Here is a 16855-nt window from a genome sequence, read left to right as displayed (position 1 = left end):
GGACGCACACGCTATCCGACAGATGAGGGTCGTTCACCCCTCATGGTCTCCGTGACGAATAGGTAACGTCCTGACTCGACAGGGGCGCACCAGTTCAACCGGTCCGTCACGGACCGGTTCAGGCACGGCAGGGCACAACGGGGGCGGGTCGTGTTCCCAGGCGGGAACACGGCCCGATGTGTCAGGCCGGACGCCACCCGGTCGCCGGGGCACGCTCGGTGAAACGCTCGCCGATCAGCCGGTGCGTGGCGGTGTCCGGATGCAGCCGGTCCGGCAGCGGATGCCGTGCTGCGTCCGGTTCGCCGTAGAGGTCGAGTCCGTCCAGGTAGTACAGGTGATGGTCGTGTTCCGCCCGCTGGGCGACGATCCGCGCCAGTTCCGCCCGTATCATCCGCAAGGTCAGCTGGCCCTGGCCGGTGGCGGTGTACTTCAGCTCCCCGGCGCGCAGTGCCTCGACATCGATCGCGCCGGGTCCCGGGGTGTCCTCGTGGATCGGGCACAGGATCGGCGAGACCACCAGCAGCGGAGTGTCCGGATGCCCGTCCCGGACGGTGTCCAGGAAACCGTGCACGGCCGGACGGAACGCCCGCATCCGCATCGCGTCGGCGTTCACCACGTTGATGCCGAGCTTGACGCTGATCAGGTCGGCCGGGGTGTCGCGGATCGTCCGGGCGGTGAACGGGTCCACCATGGCGCTGCCGCCCAGACCGAGGTTGATCAGGTCGTGCCCGGCCGCGGCCGCGGCGATCGCGGGCCAGACGCCGGTCGGGTTCGCCGCGTTGGAGCCGTGACTGATCGAGCTTCCGTGGTGCAGCCAGACCGGGCGGTCCCCGGCCGGCGCGGGCAGCACCGGCTCGTCGGTGCGCAGCTCGACGAGTTCGGTGGACTCCAGGTGCGGCAACCAGATGACCACGTCCTTGAGCGTGTCCCCGAGATCACCGAAACGGATCGTGCCCGGTGCCGCCTCGGTGACCGTACGGGCGCCGGTCGTCATGTCGATGCTGATGAACGTGGCGTCGTCGACGGTCGCCTGCCCGGCGAGACGGCCGTCCACCACCAGGTCGTAGACGCCCTTCGGCCGCTGCGGCATGCCGATCATGCCGCGCCGGGTGGGCAGCGCCTCCAGCTCGATCACCGAGGCGCGGGTCCGGAACTCCAGCCGCACCCCGGACGTCTCCGCCTCGACCATGCTCAGCTGCGGGTCGTCACCCTGCTCCCGGGCCCAGGCGGGCAGCCGGTGCGGGCGGACACCCCGCCCGGTCTCCTCCAGCTCGGCGGCGCCACGGATCAGCTCCGCGGTGATCGGCGTAATGATCATCGAATCAACTCCCGGCAAGGTCCCGGCACAGGGACAACAGACGTTCATCCTCGCTGATCTCCGCCGGCGACAGTCCGAGATTGCTCACGTTGTGACGCAGCACGACGGTCAGCTCGGCACGGACGTACCGCGCCGCGTACCGGACATCGCCGGTCTCCGCCCACAGGCGCGCGATACGCGGGCGCACCCGGGGCGCGGCCTCCCACACCCGGCCCAGCCGGCGGGCCGCCTCCCGGTCGCCGGCCACCCGCCACAACGCGGCCGCGGCGGACGCCGCCACCGCCGCCTCGACCCGGCCGTTCATCAGCTTCGCGAGCCGCCGTGACCGGTCCTTCACCCGGATGCCGAGGACCGCGAGACCGTCGATCGCCGCCACCCGGTGCTCCGCGTCCGCCCGGCGGTTGTCGAAATACCGGTCGTACACCCCGGCAGCCGCCGCGACATCCCCGGTGACCTGCCAGATCGCCCGGGCCGCCGCCAGTTCCAGCACCGGATCACCACAGGTCAGCGCCTCCCGCACGGCCGGTGCCCGGCCCGCCACCGCGCGGCCGGCCAGCGCCAGCAGTCCGAGAGTGACCAGATCGATCGGCTCCGCGTCGAGGAAGTCGACGGCGTCGTTCGGCGCGACCGCGGTCAACGCATGCAACAGGCCCACCCGGTGCGGATCCTGCCGCAACCGCCGCAGCAGCGTGCGGCGCAACGGCCGGGCCCGCACCCCGAAACCCGCGATCGACCGATACAGACCACCCGCGTCCGGGACCTCGTCGAGCAGCCGGCCCAGCATCGGCAGCACCCGCTCGTCGCCCAGACCAGCCAGGGTCGTCACCGCCGGGCCGAGCACCGGACCACGCGGGCCCTGCACCACCCAGGAGACCCGGTCGTCGCCGGCACGCGGGCGCACCCAGCGGTCCTCGCGCGGCAGCGTGGCCCACACCTCGTCGGCGGCCGGCCGCGCCATCTCGCCGATACTGCCCAGCACCCGCAGCGCAGCGGCCCTGACCTGCGGATCCGGGTCCCGCAGCAGTTCGGTGGTGCGCCGCACGACCGGCCGGTAGGGGGCGCGCAGCCGCTGCACCAGCGACGGCAGCTGGCCGAGCGCGTCCAGCCGGGCCTCCCCCGCGTCCATCGCGAGCATCGTCTCCAGCAGGCCGAGATGCGCGCCGACGTCGTCCCGGTAGGTCGCCCGGATCGCGGTCACCACCCGGTGATAGCCGGGCGTCCACTGCCACGCCGACGTCCGGCGGCCGGTCAACAGCGGCTCGACGTCCACGTCCACCGGCTCCGGTGTCCGGTTGAGACCTTCCCGGTAGGCGTCCAGCAGCGTCGCGCGCGCCGTCTCCGGGTCGAAGGCCGCCGGGTCGAAAACCACCGCCGCACTGGGCGGGACCGGCTCGGACATCCGGGTCAGCTCGGCCAGCGCCTCGATGCGAACCCGCAGGTCACCGTCGCTGTCGGCGACCCACGCCAGGAAGGCGCGAACCGGCTCCCGGCCCCGGCCCACCGACCCGGTGATCACGCTGCTGCGTACCAGCATCAGGCGGACCGCCGGGTCCGGCTCCTCGATGTAGCGCCGCCACAGCAGGCCGGTCAGCCCCGGGCGCAACCGGAAGATCGCCCGCAGCGTCCAGGCCGCCGCCTCGCGGACCGCCGGATCCTCGTCGGCGAGGAGTTCCGGCAGCTCAGGACGCTGCGCCAGGAACCGCTTGGCGCGCAGCGTCTCGCCGGCCATCCAGGTCCGGTCCGCGCCGGCCAGATCACCGACCAGCCGCAGGATGCGCCCCCGGTCCGTCCGGGACGGATCAGCCACCAACTCCAACAGCATCGGCAGCGCGTCGACCACCCACGGCCGGACGTCCTCACCCACGGGCGCCGACCGATAAAGACCGCGCAGGGCGGTGGTCCGGGCAGGCGGTTCACCACCGGCCAGATCGGCGAGCAGACGGGGTACGCCGGAAGCGCCGATCCGTGGCCCCCAGCCCTCGTCGCGAACCCCGGTGAGCGGGATGGCCGTGTCCGTCATTCGCTAGATGATGGGGGTACCCGATCCGGCCCGCTACTCGGGGGCATCGTTTACCCGGTGCATCGTCGACCCGGGGCATCGTTCCCGGTCAGGACGGCGCGCCGCTCGGGGCCGTGCCATGCCGGGAGCGGCATTCGTCATAGGTGGTGCAGGTGTACTCGACACTGCTGACAAACGGCAACGCGGACAGTTCGCCGGCGGCCGGGCTGTCCCGGACTTCGCGGACGGCGGCGGCGTCGGGCAGGTCCGCCTTCACCGTCTGCGTCGTCTGCGTCGGCACCTCCGTCGGTTCCCTTGACAGTTCCTCCGACGGCTCCTGCGGTTCACCGTCGGGGAACGACTCCGGGGTGCCGGTGACGGTGATGCTGGTCGCGCCCATCGAACGCAGCAGTTCGTCCAGCTCGGCCTTCTGCTCCTCGGTGGTCTCCGGGACGAGGAGCACGGTGACCGCGGCCTCCTCGTCGGCCCGTTTCTCCAGGCTCTCCCGATGAGAGTCCCCGGCTCCGGCGAAAAGGCCACAACCGGTCAGGCTTGCACACAAGGCGACGACAGCGACGATTCTCGACAGGCGCACCCGCGGAGATTAGCAGTCGGCCATCGCCGAAACTCGATCGACGTCAGGCGTACCCCACAGGGTGGAGACCGCGGCGGAAACGCCTGGCCGGCGCCGGGATAGGGTGCGGGCGTGAGCGAGACACCCCTGTCCGACCTGATGGCGCAGCATGCGGAAACCCGCAGTCCGGAGAGCTACGAGCGGTTCCTGACCGCGTTCCGCGACGCCACCGTCGGCATCGCCGCCGTCGAGGTCGAAGGCATCGAGGACCGGGTGGCCGCCGGCAGCACCCGGCACGGCGACGGCCTGCGACGACTGATCGCCTTCGCCGACCCGGAGGTGGCCGCCAAGGCGCCGGACACCCAGTGCAACGCGGGCATCGCGGGCAGTGTGCTGCTGCAGATGGCGATCCAGGACCCGGACACCGCGGGCCTGCTGGTCAACAGCGCCACCGCCACCATCAGCCTGGTGATCAGCCGCGAGCGGGCCGCCGCCCTGATCGGCTGAGCCTCCCGGCCGGCCCATCCGCCCGCCCGCGCCGACCAGGTCCATCAGGCGAAACCTCCGTTGCTGAGCAGCAGCTGCCCGTTGATCCACTGACCTTGGGGCGAGCACAGGAAGTCCACCAGGTTCGCGGTGTCCCGCGGGGTGCCGAGACGGCCGAGCGGCGTCTGCCGGATGCCACTCGCGCGGATCTCGTCGGTCATCCAGCCGGTGTCGACCGGACCGGGATTGATCACATTGGCGGTGATCCCGAGGTGGGCCAGTTCGTGGGCGGCCGCCCGGGTGATCCGGTCCAGGGCGCCTTTGCTCGCACCGTACGGCAGGTTGCCGACCGTGTGATCACTGGTCAACGCGATGATGCGGCCGCTTCCGGGCGTACCGTGAAAACGCCGTCCATATTCGCGGATCAGCAACCACGTCGCACGGGCGTTGACCGCGAAATGCCGGTCGAAACTCTCCACGGTGGTGTCCAGGAGACCGGAATCGACCGACTCGCAGTGGCACATCACCAGCGCGGTGACCGGACCGATCCGGCGTTCCGCCTCGTCGAAGACCGCTGCCGGGGCGGCCACGTCACTCAGATCGGCCTCGATCGCGGCGACCGACGCGCCGTGGCGGGTGAGCGTCGCGGTGACGGCGCCGGTGGCCCCGGCTTCGACACCCCACTCCATCCGCTGGTCGTAGGCCGACCAGTAGGTGAAGGCGATGTCCCACCCGGAGGCCGCCAGCTGTGCCGCGATGCCGGCGCCGATCCCGACCGTGCGCCCCACCCCCGTGATGAGCGCCACCGGCCGGGATCCGTCCGTCATGACAACGATCCTTGGCGATCCCTGAGACTCGTGCAAACGCTTTTCGGGTACGCGGAAAGCACAGTCACCGGACCGCGCCTCCCGTGGCCGGAAACTCAGCGGGCCGCCGTTCCCTGACGGTCCCCCAGCGGCGGCATCCTCCAGCCCGTCGCCAACCGGGACGGGTACAGGTTCCGGGCGCCGCCGAAGAACTCGGTGAACTTCATGATCAGTGGATCCCAGCGCAGCGGGTCGACGTACGCGGTCCCCGGGATCAGCAGTTCCTCCTCCACATGGGTCCGCAGCACCTGCACCTCGAAAGCCGTCGCCCGGATGTCCGGTTCCATCATCCCGTGGGCCGCGACCACCCGGCATTCGAGCTGGATCGGGCATTCCCGCACCCGGTCCGGCCGCACCGTCTGCGACGGCTGGGCGTGCAGCCCGCTCACCGCGAACTTGTCCCGCACATACCGGTATCCCTGCGCCTGTTTATGCTCGGGCACATCCGGCCGCCCGGTGGTCATCGCCATCCGGTCGATCGCACCGACCATTCCCGAGTCCGGGAGGTTCAACACCACCTCGCCGTGCCGCCGCATGTTGGCAGCGGTCCGGCTGCGGTCGCTCATCCCGAGGACGCAGGTCTGGTCCAGCCACCAGGCCGACGACATCGGCGCGAGATTGGTGCTGCCGTCCTCGTTGAGGCTGCTGAGCACGACGACGGGTGTGCCGAAATACAGGACTTGAAGCCCCGGAACCACATGCATGCCGCGACTCTGCCCGCTGCACCGTCACCGGCGCTGGCGCTTTTCGGACCCGACGATCGTGGACAACGGTACGGTCCGGCCTATCCGAGTACGGTCCGGCCTATCCGGAGCGGCGAAGCCGAAGTAGCGAAGCCGAAGTAGCGAAGCCCCGAGCCGATCATGATGAAGGCCCGGGCGCGGCCGGTTCGAGGAGTCCAGTTCCGTGGAGTTCAGAGCGGCCCCGGGCCTGTGTTAGGTGGCGTCCGAAGAGGTGAACGAAGGCGTCTGGGAGGACCGCTGTCAGATCCAGCCCATGCGCTGGGCGTTGTGGATCGCGGTGATGCGGTTGGGGGCGGCCATCTTGGTGATCGCGTTGGAGAGGTAGTTGCGGACGGTGCCCTCGCTCAAGTGCAGGTGGCGGGCGATGTCGGAGACCGAGGAGCCGGCCGCGGCGAGGGAGAGGGTGTCGCGTTCACGGTCGGTGAGAGGGCTTTCGCCGACCATCATGGCGGAGGCGGCCAGTTCCGGGTCGAGATAACGGCCGCCGGCGTGGATTTTGCGGATGGCGGTGGCCAGTTCGTCGCTCGAGGCGTCTTTCGGGATGAAGCCGCGGACACCGGCGGCCATGGCACGACGCAGGTAACCGGGACGGGCGAACGTGCTCAGGATCAGCACGGACCGACCGGGAAGTTGCTCGGCAACGGACAACCCGTCGAGCCCGGGCATCTCGATGTCGAGAACGATGACGTCCGGCTCGTGGGCGGCGACGGCGGTGAGGACCTCATCGCCGCGCCCGCACTGGGCGACGACGGTCAGGTCGTCCTCGAACCCGAGCATCATCGCCAGGGCCTCGCGGATCAGGTGCTGGTCGTCGGCGAGGAGAACGCGGATCATCGAGCGGCTTTCCGATCGGTCGTATTTTCGTCAGCGGCACATGCGGCGGCCTCCATCGACACGGCAGACGGTCCGGCACCCACCGAAGCAACCGACGAACCGGTATCGGACGGTCCGACGCCGAGCGAAACAGCGGACGAGCCTGCGCCGAGCAAAGCGCCAGATGAGCCGTCAACGGACGAGGCAGCCGCAGACGAGGCAGCCGCAGACGAGGCAGTCACAGGCGAGGCAGCCGCAGACGAGGCAGTCACAGGCGAGGGCTCGGTTGGGCGCTGCGCAGGAATAGCCGCGGACGCCCAGGAATCGGAAGCAGTGGTGAGAGTGCCGAGCGGTGCGACCGCCCGGACCAAAAAGTGCCCGTCGGGAGTCGGCTGAGCCGTCAGGAGCCCGCCGACCGCGGACAACCGCTCGACCATACCCGCCAGCCCACTGCCCGGCTCGCCGTCGGGCGTGGCCGCACCGTCGTTGAGGACCTCCAGGACGGCGGTGTCGCCGGCCGCGTGGACCGAGATGCGACACCAGGTCGCGGCGCTGTGGCGGAGGATGTTCGTCGCGCTCTCCCGGACCACCCAGGCGAACGTGCCGGCCGTGTCGGCGCCGACCAGACCGGCGGGCACGTCGACCTGGCAGCGGATCCCGTCGGCTGCCAGGATGGCGCGCACACTCTCCACCTCGGATGGCAGGTCGAGCACGCGGTAGCCGCGGACCGCCTCGCGGATCTGACGCAGACTGTCCTGTGCCAGACCTCGCACGGCGGTCATCTCGCCGGCGGCCCGGGCCGCGTCGATCCGGGTGAGTTTGCCGGCCAGCTCGCTCTTGACCGCGATCACCGACAGGCTGTGGCCGACGAGGTCATGCAGGTCACGGGCGAACCGCAGACGTTCCTCGGTGACCGCGAGCCGCGTCTCGGCGTCCTTGCTGGCGTGCGCCTGCTCGGCCAGATCGAAGATCCAGACCCAGAGCTGGTTCGCATAGGGCAGCACCAGCGACAGCGTGAGGAACAACCCGGCGGCGAATCCGGGTGGCAGGTGGTCGTCGGGCGCGCCGAAAGGTGCGGTCTCGTGGATGAGCAGGCTGACCGCGGCGGTGGCGGTCGCGGCGAGGAACGTCGGCCAGGGACGGGCCCGCATGGCGGCGAGGCTGAGCCAGCAGGCGCCGACGAACCCGGCGCCGGCCGCCCCGGCACCCTGCGAGACCAGGACGATCAGGGTGCCGGCGCCGGAGAGGACCACGTCACGGCGGAAGGTGGGGGTCGCACCCTGCCAGTGGGTGACCGAGACCCGGGCGACGCGGTAGCCGAACCAGGTGAACCCCGCCATGCCGAACAACCCGGTGACGAACCGGACCGGGGCGAGACCACCGGTGTCGGCCAGCTCGGTCATGACGCCGGACAGAAAACCGATCCAGCCGAGCGCCAGCGCCGAGCCGAGGCTCCACAGGGTCAGGCGCCGGGCCTTCTGGATGGCGGTCTTCATGCGCTTCACCTTACTTTTCGGGTACGACAGAAACACCGCTCAGCCTCGACGCGGATCCCAGCGGAAGTACCGTCGGGCGAGCACCGCGACCACGAGCATCCACGCCGCAAGCACACCCAGTGATGTCAGTGTCGCGGTGAGTTCCGCACCGCCGGCGTACCCGGTGCGGATCAGGTCGGCGATCGGGGTCACCGGCAGGTACTCGGCGATCCGTTGCACCGTCTCGGGCAGGTAGTCCATCGGCATCATCGTCGGAGCGAGACCATAGCCGATGAGCAGCACCGGAACCGTGGCCAGCTGCGCCAGCTCACCGGTCGCGCTGAGCCCGGAGATCACCATCGCGAGCAGGCAGAAGAACACCGCGCCACCGAGCGCGCCGGCCAGCATCAGCACCGGGTTGGAAGGTGCGCCGACGCCGAGCACGATCGCCGCGACGACGAGGACCAGAATCTGCAGCATGGCGACGGCGATCGCGCCGAGTGCACTGCCGCCGAGGATCGCCCGAGCCGGGGCAGGTCCGCTGAGCAGGCGCTTGAGGACCAGTTCCTCGCGTCGGGAGGTGAAGAATCCGGCCAGGTTGACCATCGGCGCGTACAGCAGCATCGCGGCCATCTGACCCGTCACCGCGAAGGTCAGCGCCTCGTCGCCCTGCCCGCGGGCCACCCCGATCAGCAGAGCCGCGACGGCGAGCGGCATGAGGATCGCGTTGGTCAGCGCCGACCGGTTGCGGAAGATCAGGCCCAGGTCGAGACGGGCCAGGCGTACGGTCTGGGTCATCGCACTCATCGGTTGTCCTCCACGACCGTCAGGAACACGTCTTCCAGGGATGCGGGGCGGACCGACAGCCGGTCCAGGGATTGTCCGCGGCCGCCGGCCCAGGCCAGCAGGTTCGCGACGGCCCGGTGTGCCCGCGCACCCGGCTCGCCGTCGGTGACGATGTAGCGGGCGGTCAGGTCGCCGCCGTTGACGGTGATCTCCGGAGCCGCCCCGTCGAGCCGGGGCAGGGCGTCGATCGGCGTGTCCGCGGACACCCGGAAGGCGATCCGGTCCCCGTGGCCGGCGACGACGTCGGTCACGGTGCCGGCGACCCGGATCTCCCCGCGGTGCATGATGGCGATCTCGCTGGCCAGCCGCTCGGCCTCCTCCAGGTAGTGCGTGGTCAGCAGCACGGTCGTACCGTCGTCGACCAGGTCCTGAACGAGACGCCAGGTGACCAGGCGCGCCTCCGGGTCCATGCCGGTGGTCGGCTCGTCGAGGAACAACACCTCGGGGCGGCCGAGGACGGCGAGGGCCAGGTCCAGGCGGCGTTTCTGCCCGCCGGAGAGCTGGCGTACCGCGACACCGGACTTGTCGACCAGGTCGACCAGGCCGAGCGCCTCGTCGCGTCCCCGAGGCCGGGGGCTCAGGTCACGCCACAGGTCGACGGTCTCGGCGACGGTCAGATCGCCGATCAGGCCGCTCTCCTGCAACATGATCCCGACCCGGGGGCGCAGGGCCTTGCGGTCGGCGTACGGGTCGGCGCCGAGCAGCCGGACGGTCCCGTCCGCCGCCGGGCGGAAGCCCTCGAGGACCTCCATGGTCGTGGTCTTGCCGGCACCGTTCGTGCCGAGCAGGGCGAACAGCTGCCCCGGGGCGACGGTGAAGTCGATCCCGCGGACGGCTTCGAAGTCGCCGTACCGTTGCCGCAGCCCGGACACCTCGATCGCGGCGGTGGTACCGGTGGTCACCGGTGTGGACATCGCTTGCGTGCTCATGCCATCGATCCTTCGCGACGGCGGACGCCGACGGCAGTCGCCGCCGTCAGCATCCGTCCGGGAAAAGCGCCGGTTGCGGGGATGACAAATGTCAGAACCCGCCGGTCACCACGACACCCGTGTTACGCCACACCACACCACGCCGCCCCACGCCACACCACGCCACACACACCACGCCACACACACCACGCCACACACACCACGCCACACACACCACGCCGCCCACACCACGCCACACACACCACGCCGCCCACACCACGCCACACACACCGCCCGCGCGCCACGCCGCCCCACGCCACACCGCCCGCACCACGCCACGCCGACCGCGGTGGTCATCGCGACCGGGTCGACGGTGATTGATCTGCACCGGGCCGGCGCCGCGGACCCACACGTGGGCGATCGCGGTCAGCCTCGCGTCGGCAACGAATCCGGAGACGGTGAAGTCGCCGACCGCTTCCACCTCGCCGGGTTCGGTCGTGCTCCAGGCCACCGACGCCGGTTTTCCGGACCCCTACGCCTTCCCTTCGATGGGGTCCGTGGCACTGCGGCCGGTGGGACCGGAGCAGCCGGGACGATCAGCGAAAACATTTTCGGGAAACGTGGCAGCGCCTAGCAGGCGTGTCAACATCCCGTTTTTGCAGGTTGCGTGCCAGTCCACATTGACCATCAAACTCCCCGGAGGCTTCTGCCGAAACAACACTGATGCCAAGTTGACCGGACGGTCCGCTTACTATAGCGTCACCGAGGCGAAGGTGACCACCCGGTCCGCTTAGCCGAGGAGGCAGCAATGAGGGCAGTCGTCGTGACCGGTTACGGCCCGCCGGAGACCTACACCGTGGGCGACCTCCCGGCGCCCGAGCCCGGGCCCGGCCAGATCCAGGTGCGGATCGCCGCTGCCTCGATCAACCCGGCCGACGTCGTCCTGCCGAGCGGGGTCTATCACGATGTCACGCCCCTGCCGTTCCCACACGTGCCCGGCAACGACTTCGCCGGCACAGTCAGCGCGGTCGGCGAGGGCGTCACCACCTACCGGATCGGCGACGAGGTCTTCGGCCAGGCCATCCCCCGCGCGCTGCGCTCCCTTGCCGGCACCTCCCGCCCGTCACTAGGCACGGGCGCCCTCGCCGAGTTCGCGGTCGTCGAGGCCGACACGTCCTTCGTGACCCACCGGCCGCCATCCCTCGGCGTCGAGGAGGCAGCCGCGCTGCCCACCGTGGGCCTGACCGCGCGGGCACTGATGGCCACCGCCGGCGTGCAGCCGGGCGAGACGGTGCTGGTAATCGGCGCCACCGGCGGCGTCGGCACCGCCGTGATCCCGCTGTTGGCCCGTGCGAAAGCACGGATCATCGCGACCACGACAGCCGCCGACGCCGCCCTGCTGCGTGCGCTCGGCGCCGACGAGACCATCGGATATGCGGCGTCGAGCTATCCGTCCGGCGTCGACGCGGCCTTCAACCTGTCCCTGCCCAGCAACGACCTCACCGCGGTCGCCGCCGCCGTCCGCCCCGGCGGCCGCTTGCTCACCATCACCTACCCGGTCCCCGAGCAGGAGTGGATCGGCCGCTCCGACGTCGACCTGCACTTCGTGATCGACATGGACGGCAGGCTCGGCGGCATACGCGACGTCGCCGACCTGGCCGTCAGCGGCGCCCTTCCCGCCACCATCGGTCGGCGATACACCCTGGACCAGGCCCCACAGGCCTGCGCCGACTTCGTCGACCTGCACACCACCGGCAAACTGGTCGTCACCATCTGACAGTCCCGCTGCGCGGCCTCGGGCCTCAGCACCTCCGCTCACCGGACGGGCGGTGAACCACAACAACCGGCACGGCGAGCTATACCCGGACTTCGCACATGACCCCATCTGACCTGCGCTGATTACTTGAAGTTCTGGATCTTGCATGCAGTCTGACCAGCGGCTATGCCCCATGTGCGAAAGACAGGGCTAGACACCTTTCGCAGTCAGGGTCTGCCTCTGTGGTGATTTCGGGCGCTCAGCACGCCCCAATTCACCACACCCACAACAGCGTGGTGATTTCGGGCGTCCAGCGCGCCCGTATTCACCACACCACCAGGGGCGTGGTGAATTCGGGCGTCCAGCGCGCCCGAAATCACCACACCACCAGGGGCGTGGTGAATTGGGGCGTCCAGCGCGCCCGTAAACACCACACCACCAGGCGTGTGGTGAATTGGGGCGTCCAGCGCGCCCGAAATCACCACGCGGACGGGCTTCGCACCCTGACCACGAAACGTGTCTAGAAACAACCGGGCAGGTCGAGAACGGACACCAGGATGAGCCAGGGCGGCCGGGTGAGCCGGCACGGCCGCCCTGGTGCTCGGGCACGTCAGGTCAGGACGGATCGAGTTGCAGATCGCGTCACTTCGGATCGCGTCACTTCGGATCGCGTCACTACAGGTCGGACCATTACGGACCGAGCCATGACGGATCGGATCGTCGGGTGGGAGATGCAGGGCGGTCAGGACGGGCAGGTGGTGGGTACGGATGTGGCGTAAGCGGCACGGATGTTGCTGTCACCGCCACCGATGGTGGTGAAGCGCAGGCGGGTGTCGGTCAGGGACTGCTGGGACAGGGCCGCGGTCGCGGGACCGGAGATCGACCGCCAGCCGAAGCCGGACGACGCCGGGACGGTGGTGGTCGCCAGGACCGTGGCCCCCTGGACCAGGTCGGCGCGCAACTGGGTGCCGGCCCCGGCGTTGGCGTAGAACCAGCCGGTCAGCGCCGATGTGCCGCCGGACAGGGCCTGGTCGGCGAGGGTCACCTCGGTAACCCGGTTCGGGCCGCCCGCATAGATGTAATCGGCGGCCGGCACTGCGGTCGGCTGGGTCACCGCGTCGTCGAGGGCGGCCGCGGCCGTCCCGGTGGTGCCGCCGGTCCACTGGCGCAGGACGTCGCCGTCGGGGCGGAGCACCGTCTCCGGGCCGGTGACCGGGGTCGCCGGGATCGAGCGGCGGACCTCGTCGTGGAAGACGGCGAACGTTCCGGTGGTCGGCGGATCGAGGGCGATGGGCTTCCGATACAGGCCCATCTTCATGTAGGCGGTGCCGGGCTGTGCCGAGTTCAGTTGCGGAAACAACGTCTGGGCAGCCGTCGAGGCGAGCACCTGGGTGTTGTTGTGCCACACGGTCACCGAGCCGGCGAGTCCCCAGCGGACGTCCATCCGGAAGTGGTGCCAGGTTCCGCGGGCGATCGGGGCCAGCACGTGCTTCGCGGCGTCGGTGCCGTCCGGGCGGGTCAGGTGCAGGACGATCTGACCGGACTCGATGATGAACGCGACCGGCGGCGACGAGCCCTGATCGTTGTCGCCCTGATGCCACTGGGTGATGACCTGCCAGATGGGTTTGCCGTCGGTGCCGACCGGGTTCTGCGGGTACGTGGGGTCCAGCATGGTCGACCACTCGTAGCGGACCGTCTGGTTCGACGCCGTCTCGGCGACGGTACGCACGCCTTCGGCCCGCCAGCCGCCGGCGATCGGCTGGCCGTTCGCCGGGTTGACCGCCACGTCGCCGTCACGGACCTCGGCCCGCAGGGCGTGCGGACTGTTGCCCTGCGGCGCGGGGACGATCGTCAGCCGGTCCGTGGTGCCGGCCGGAACCTGGACGGTGTTCCATTCGCTGAGGCTCTCCCCCGGCGCCGACCATGACGGCTGGTAACACTCCAGGGCAGCCGCGGCCGGCCCCGCCACGACCAGTGGCGGCGCGATCCCGAGCGCCAGCCCCAGCAGCGCCGCCGAACCCCGTCGCAGATAGACCCGGCGGGACGAGTCCGGCGGCGACAGCAGGCGAGACGACGAAGCAGGCGGAACAGGCGGAACGGGAGCAGCAGCCGAGACGGGACGGAACGGATTGCGGGACACGTCATACATGGCTTCTCCTTCAGATGGGCCAAGGTGGTGTCCCGACCGAATATCCGCCGCGCCGTCGTGCGGTGACGTACTACCCGTCCGGCCTCACCGGTCCAGGCGACAGGCACCGTGCTGGTCCACGGCGGCGCGGTACGCGTGATCGGCGAAAGGAAGCCGCCAGCACCATCCCCAGGTCAGGATCCTGGTCGACCTGGACCGAACGACATTGCGACCGAACCACATTGCGACCGGACGGACCGTGCACGGTGCAGAGACCGACCCCGAGCGGGGACCGCACCAGCGAGCTCAGCCGGAGACCGGCCGCGACCGCCGACTGGCGACAGCCACGAACCAGCCGAGCGCCGCGATCACCACAGCCAGCGCCGCGAACCCGTACACCAATGTGGTCAGCGTCGCCACGCCCGCCACCAGCAGCGGACCGCCGGCGTCGCCGAGTTCCCGGCCCAACTCCGCGGAGCCCATCGTCTGCCCCAGACGTTCCTGCGGTGTGTTCGCGGCCAGCGCCGCAAACCCCAACGGCGTGATCAATCCGGTGCCCACTCCGATCAGCACCGCACCCAGCAGCACCCCCGCCACCCACGACGCCCCCGGCGCCTCCGACGCCCCCGGCAGCATCGCCGCCAGCAGTCCCGCGACCGTCACCGTCATGCCCGCCGACAGCCCGGCCCGGGTGGTCAGCCGTCCTTCGTCGAGGGCGCGCCCCGCGCGGGGTTGCACCACCGCCGCGGCCAGGGCCAGCAGGGACACCGCCGCGCCGGTGGCGATCGTGCCCAGTCCCGCGGTGCGGCCCGCCACCGGCAGGAAACCCACTCCGACCGACAGCGCCGCAGTGGCCGCCGCGAGGGCCGCCGTCGGGGCCAGGAACACCGGGTCGGTCAGGCGCCGGGCCAGGTCCAGCACGGTTTGACGGGCCTTCGGCAACGGCGCCATCACCGGGACCACCAGGAACGCCCACAGTGTCACCGCCGCCCCCAGTACCGCCAGGACGACGAACAGCAGGCTGAGGCCGCCGGCCCACACCAGCACACCGCCGAGCAGCGGCCCCAGGGTGTAGCCGATGGACTTCCAGAAACCGTACGACCCGAACGCCCGCCCGTGTCTCGCCGCCGGGTTGAGCCGGGCCACCAGGGCGGACGCCGACGGGGAGAAGGCCGATGCGGCGGCGCCCTGGCCCAGCCGGGCGGCCCACAGCCAGGCCAGGCTGTCGGAGAGTGCGGAGGCTGCCACGTACGCCGCGGACGCCAGCGCGAAGGCGATCAGGCCGCCGAGCAGGACCGGCCGGGCGCCGATCCGGTCGGCGAGGCTGCCGAACAGTGGTTTGAGCAGGACTTCCGCGCCGTCGTAGAGGGCGAGCAGCCCACCGAGGACGAGCAGGGAGGAGAAGCCGCCCAGGTTGGCGGCGATGCCGTGCGCCCCGAAGGCGGTGGTGAATCCGGCCGCGTAGAGCGGCCACATCTGACGGTTCGTCGACGACACGGGCGACCATAACAGCTCAGCCGTGGCACACCTGGCCACGGCCGGCGGCTTTGGCGGCGTACATCGCGGTGTCGGCGCGTTTGATCTCGGTTTCCGGGTCGGCGCCCGCCGGTGCGGTGATCACACCGATGCTGGCGCCGACCGTCACCGGTCCGTCCGGGGCCGGGATCGGCTCGGCCACCGCTGCCACGATCCGGGTCGCCACCTGGGTGGCGTGGTCGTCGGACGCGCCGGGCAGGATCACCGCGAACTCGTCGCCGCCGAGCCGGGCCACCAGGTCGCCGGCGCGGATCGTGTCGCGGATCCGGGCGGCCACCACCTCCAGCACGGCGTCGCCGGTCTCGTGGCCGCGGGTGTCGTTGACGGTCTTGAAGCCGTCCAGGTCGACGTAGAGCAGCGCGGTCGGCCCGGTGCCGGCGGTCAGGGCGCCTTCCCAGCGGGTGTGGAACATCCGCCGGTTCGCCAGGCCGGTCAGCTGGTCGGTCTGCGCCTGTGCCTCGGCGGTGCCGAGCGCTTCGGCGAGCATCCCCACCAGGTTCTGCAGCCGCGCCATCACCAGCAGGAACAGCACGACGCAGCCGCCGGCCACGACCGGCACGTCGAGGGGCCGGCCCCGGATCCATTCGATGGCCAGCACCGCCGGGGCCATCAGGCTGGCCGTGGTCAGCGCCTGGAGCCGGTGCCGGCTGATCATGCGGTCGTCGGTCCGGCGGCCGGGCACGGTCACCGCGGCCATCGTCGGGTGCAGCGCGGCGGCGCCGATCAGGGAGTGGGTGGTCAGCCAGCCGACGTCGAGCAGGCCGCCGAGCTGGTAGCCGCCCTCCAGTTCGAGCAGGGTGTAGGCGACGTCGGTGAGCAGCAGGATCGAGATGCCGGTCATCAGGATCCGGTAGGCGGGCGGGCGCCGTCCGGTGCCGAGGGCGAGGCGGACCAGTAGGGAGAGCGCGAGCAGGTCGAACACCGGGTAGCTGACGGAGACGGCCAGGCCGAGCGGGGTCAGGCCGTCGGTGCGGGCGGCCGGGCCGATGACGAACACCCAGCCGAGCATGGCGGCGCCGCTGGACAGGATCGCGGTGTCCAGCACCAGCGGACGGTCCCAGCCGGCGCGGCGGGCCCGGACGAAACCACCCAGACCGATCAGCAGGGACAGATAACACCAGACATAGAAGACATCGGCGTACGAGGGAAAAGCGTCTCGTTGATGCTGGATCGTCCGTATCCAGTACGCCACGTCGCCGGCCCCGAAGAGCGCGATCTGCGCGGCGAGCGCGTACCAGGGCCATCGCGTTCCCGGCCGGTGCCGGCGGATCCCGGCGAGCATGGTGACCACCAGCCCGGTGTGGAACAGCGCGCCGATCATGCCCTGCACCGCCACCGAGGGTGTCAGCACATAGGCGACGATCGTGATCGCGCACAGACCCGGGTACCACCGACGCACCGGGTCAT

14 protein-coding genes are annotated in these 16855 nt (G+C 70.7%); 2 read left to right on the top strand and 12 right to left on the bottom strand.

Features of this window, described 5'->3' with window-relative positions; all coding sequences use genetic code 11:
* Positions 1–181: 181 nt before the first annotated feature.
* The 3 genes from WH85_RS27760 to WH85_RS27750 form a co-directional block, all read right to left on the bottom strand.
* Positions 182–1318 (bottom strand): GDSL-type esterase/lipase family protein, encoded by a 1137-nt coding sequence (locus WH85_RS27760; protein WP_045744968.1) that lies wholly within the window; start codon positions 1316–1318, stop codon positions 182–184.
* A 4-nt stretch (positions 1319–1322) separates the two neighbouring features.
* Entirely contained in the window at positions 1323–3338 is a 2016-nt protein-coding gene (locus WH85_RS27755) for a HEAT repeat domain-containing protein (protein WP_045744967.1), read from the bottom strand.
* Between the two features lie 88 nt (positions 3339–3426).
* Positions 3427–3912 carry a cell division FtsX domain-containing protein gene (locus WH85_RS27750; protein ID WP_045744966.1) on the bottom strand — a complete coding sequence of 162 codons (486 nt, stop codon included), beginning with the start codon at positions 3910–3912 and terminating at the stop codon, positions 3427–3429.
* A gap of 111 nt (positions 3913–4023) precedes the next feature.
* On the opposite strand from WH85_RS27750, the gene WH85_RS27745 reads away from it, so the two are divergent.
* Positions 4024–4398 carry an SseB family protein gene (locus WH85_RS27745; protein ID WP_052720852.1) on the top strand — a complete coding sequence of 125 codons (375 nt, stop codon included), beginning with the start codon at positions 4024–4026 and terminating at the stop codon, positions 4396–4398.
* 44 nt (positions 4399–4442) lie between these two features.
* On the opposite strand, the gene WH85_RS27740 is transcribed toward WH85_RS27745, so the two are convergent.
* The 6 genes from WH85_RS27740 to WH85_RS27715 form a co-directional block, all read right to left on the bottom strand.
* Positions 4443–5204, bottom strand: a complete 762-nt coding sequence (locus WH85_RS27740; protein WP_045744965.1) for an SDR family oxidoreductase — start codon at positions 5202–5204, stop codon at positions 4443–4445.
* 95 nt (positions 5205–5299) lie between these two features.
* A complete protein-coding gene (locus WH85_RS27735; protein WP_045744964.1) occupies positions 5300–5947 on the bottom strand; it encodes a flavin reductase family protein in 648 nt (215 codons plus the stop codon).
* A 279-nt stretch (positions 5948–6226) separates the two neighbouring features.
* Positions 6227–6820 (bottom strand): response regulator transcription factor, encoded by a 594-nt coding sequence (locus tag WH85_RS27730; protein WP_045744963.1) that lies wholly within the window; start codon positions 6818–6820, stop codon positions 6227–6229.
* Positions 6817–8295 carry a sensor histidine kinase gene (locus WH85_RS47455; protein ID WP_052720851.1) on the bottom strand — a complete coding sequence of 493 codons (1479 nt, stop codon included), beginning with the start codon at positions 8293–8295 and terminating at the stop codon, positions 6817–6819. Before WH85_RS47455 ends, WH85_RS27730 begins: the two co-directional genes overlap by 4 nt.
* A 39-nt stretch (positions 8296–8334) precedes the next feature.
* Positions 8335–9081 (bottom strand): ABC transporter permease, encoded by a 747-nt coding sequence (locus tag WH85_RS27720; RefSeq protein WP_083449306.1) that lies wholly within the window; start codon positions 9079–9081, stop codon positions 8335–8337.
* The gene (locus tag WH85_RS27715) at positions 9078–10049 is read right to left on the bottom strand and encodes an ABC transporter ATP-binding protein (protein WP_045744961.1); all 972 of its coding nucleotides are present in this window, start codon (positions 10047–10049) and stop codon (positions 9078–9080) included. Before WH85_RS27715 ends, WH85_RS27720 begins: the two co-directional genes overlap by 4 nt.
* Before the next feature lie 787 nt (positions 10050–10836).
* On the opposite strand from WH85_RS27715, the gene WH85_RS27710 reads away from it, so the two are divergent.
* Positions 10837–11805: an NADP-dependent oxidoreductase gene (locus WH85_RS27710; RefSeq protein ID WP_045744960.1), complete on the top strand. Its 969-nt coding sequence runs from the start codon at positions 10837–10839 to the stop codon at positions 11803–11805.
* A gap of 721 nt (positions 11806–12526) precedes the next feature.
* Here WH85_RS27710 and WH85_RS27705 read toward each other — a convergent pair.
* The 3 genes from WH85_RS27705 to WH85_RS27695 all read right to left on the bottom strand — a co-directional run bounded on the left by WH85_RS27705 (position 12527) and on the right by WH85_RS27695 (position 16847).
* Positions 12527–13933: a polysaccharide lyase family 20 protein gene (locus WH85_RS27705; protein WP_083449305.1), complete on the bottom strand. Its 1407-nt coding sequence runs from the start codon at positions 13931–13933 to the stop codon at positions 12527–12529.
* A gap of 285 nt (positions 13934–14218) precedes the next feature.
* Positions 14219–15409 (bottom strand): MFS transporter, encoded by a 1191-nt coding sequence (locus tag WH85_RS27700; RefSeq protein WP_245674123.1) that lies wholly within the window; start codon positions 15407–15409, stop codon positions 14219–14221.
* 16 nt (positions 15410–15425) lie between these two features.
* On the bottom strand, positions 15426–16847 hold the full coding sequence (locus WH85_RS27695; RefSeq protein ID WP_052720850.1) for a GGDEF domain-containing protein: 1422 nt from the start codon (positions 16845–16847) through the stop codon (positions 15426–15428).
* Positions 16848–16855 lie beyond the last annotated feature (8 nt).

The organism is Actinoplanes rectilineatus, assembly GCF_000962825.1.
Classification (GTDB): domain Bacteria; phylum Actinomycetota; class Actinomycetes; order Mycobacteriales; family Micromonosporaceae; genus Actinoplanes; species Actinoplanes rectilineatus.
This window is presented reverse-complemented; position numbering and strand designations above follow the sequence as displayed.

What these genes read in the sequence shown, in the direction of transcription:
- WH85_RS27760 (WP_045744968.1), bottom strand. Translation starts at nt 1,318, where the DNA reads ATGATCATTACGCCGATCACCGCGGAGCTGATCCGTGGCGCCGCCGAG.
- WH85_RS27705 (WP_083449305.1), bottom strand. Translation starts at nt 13,933, where the DNA reads ATGTATGACGTGTCCCGCAATCCGTTCCGTCCCGTCTCGGCTGCTGCT.
- WH85_RS27715 (WP_045744961.1), bottom strand. Translation starts at nt 10,049, where the DNA reads ATGAGCACGCAAGCGATGTCCACACCGGTGACCACCGGTACCACCGCC.
- WH85_RS27720 (WP_083449306.1), bottom strand. Translation starts at nt 9,081, where the DNA reads ATGAGTGCGATGACCCAGACCGTACGCCTGGCCCGTCTCGACCTGGGC.
- WH85_RS27755 (WP_045744967.1), bottom strand. Translation starts at nt 3,338, where the DNA reads ATGACGGACACGGCCATCCCGCTCACCGGGGTTCGCGACGAGGGCTGG.
- WH85_RS27735 (WP_045744964.1), bottom strand. Translation starts at nt 5,947, where the DNA reads ATGCATGTGGTTCCGGGGCTTCAAGTCCTGTATTTCGGCACACCCGTC.
- WH85_RS47455 (WP_052720851.1), bottom strand. Translation starts at nt 8,295, where the DNA reads ATGAAGACCGCCATCCAGAAGGCCCGGCGCCTGACCCTGTGGAGCCTC.
- WH85_RS27740 (WP_045744965.1), bottom strand. Translation starts at nt 5,204, where the DNA reads ATGACGGACGGATCCCGGCCGGTGGCGCTCATCACGGGGGTGGGGCGC.
- WH85_RS27710 (WP_045744960.1), top strand. Translation starts at nt 10,837, where the DNA reads ATGAGGGCAGTCGTCGTGACCGGTTACGGCCCGCCGGAGACCTACACC.
- WH85_RS27730 (WP_045744963.1), bottom strand. Translation starts at nt 6,820, where the DNA reads ATGATCCGCGTTCTCCTCGCCGACGACCAGCACCTGATCCGCGAGGCC.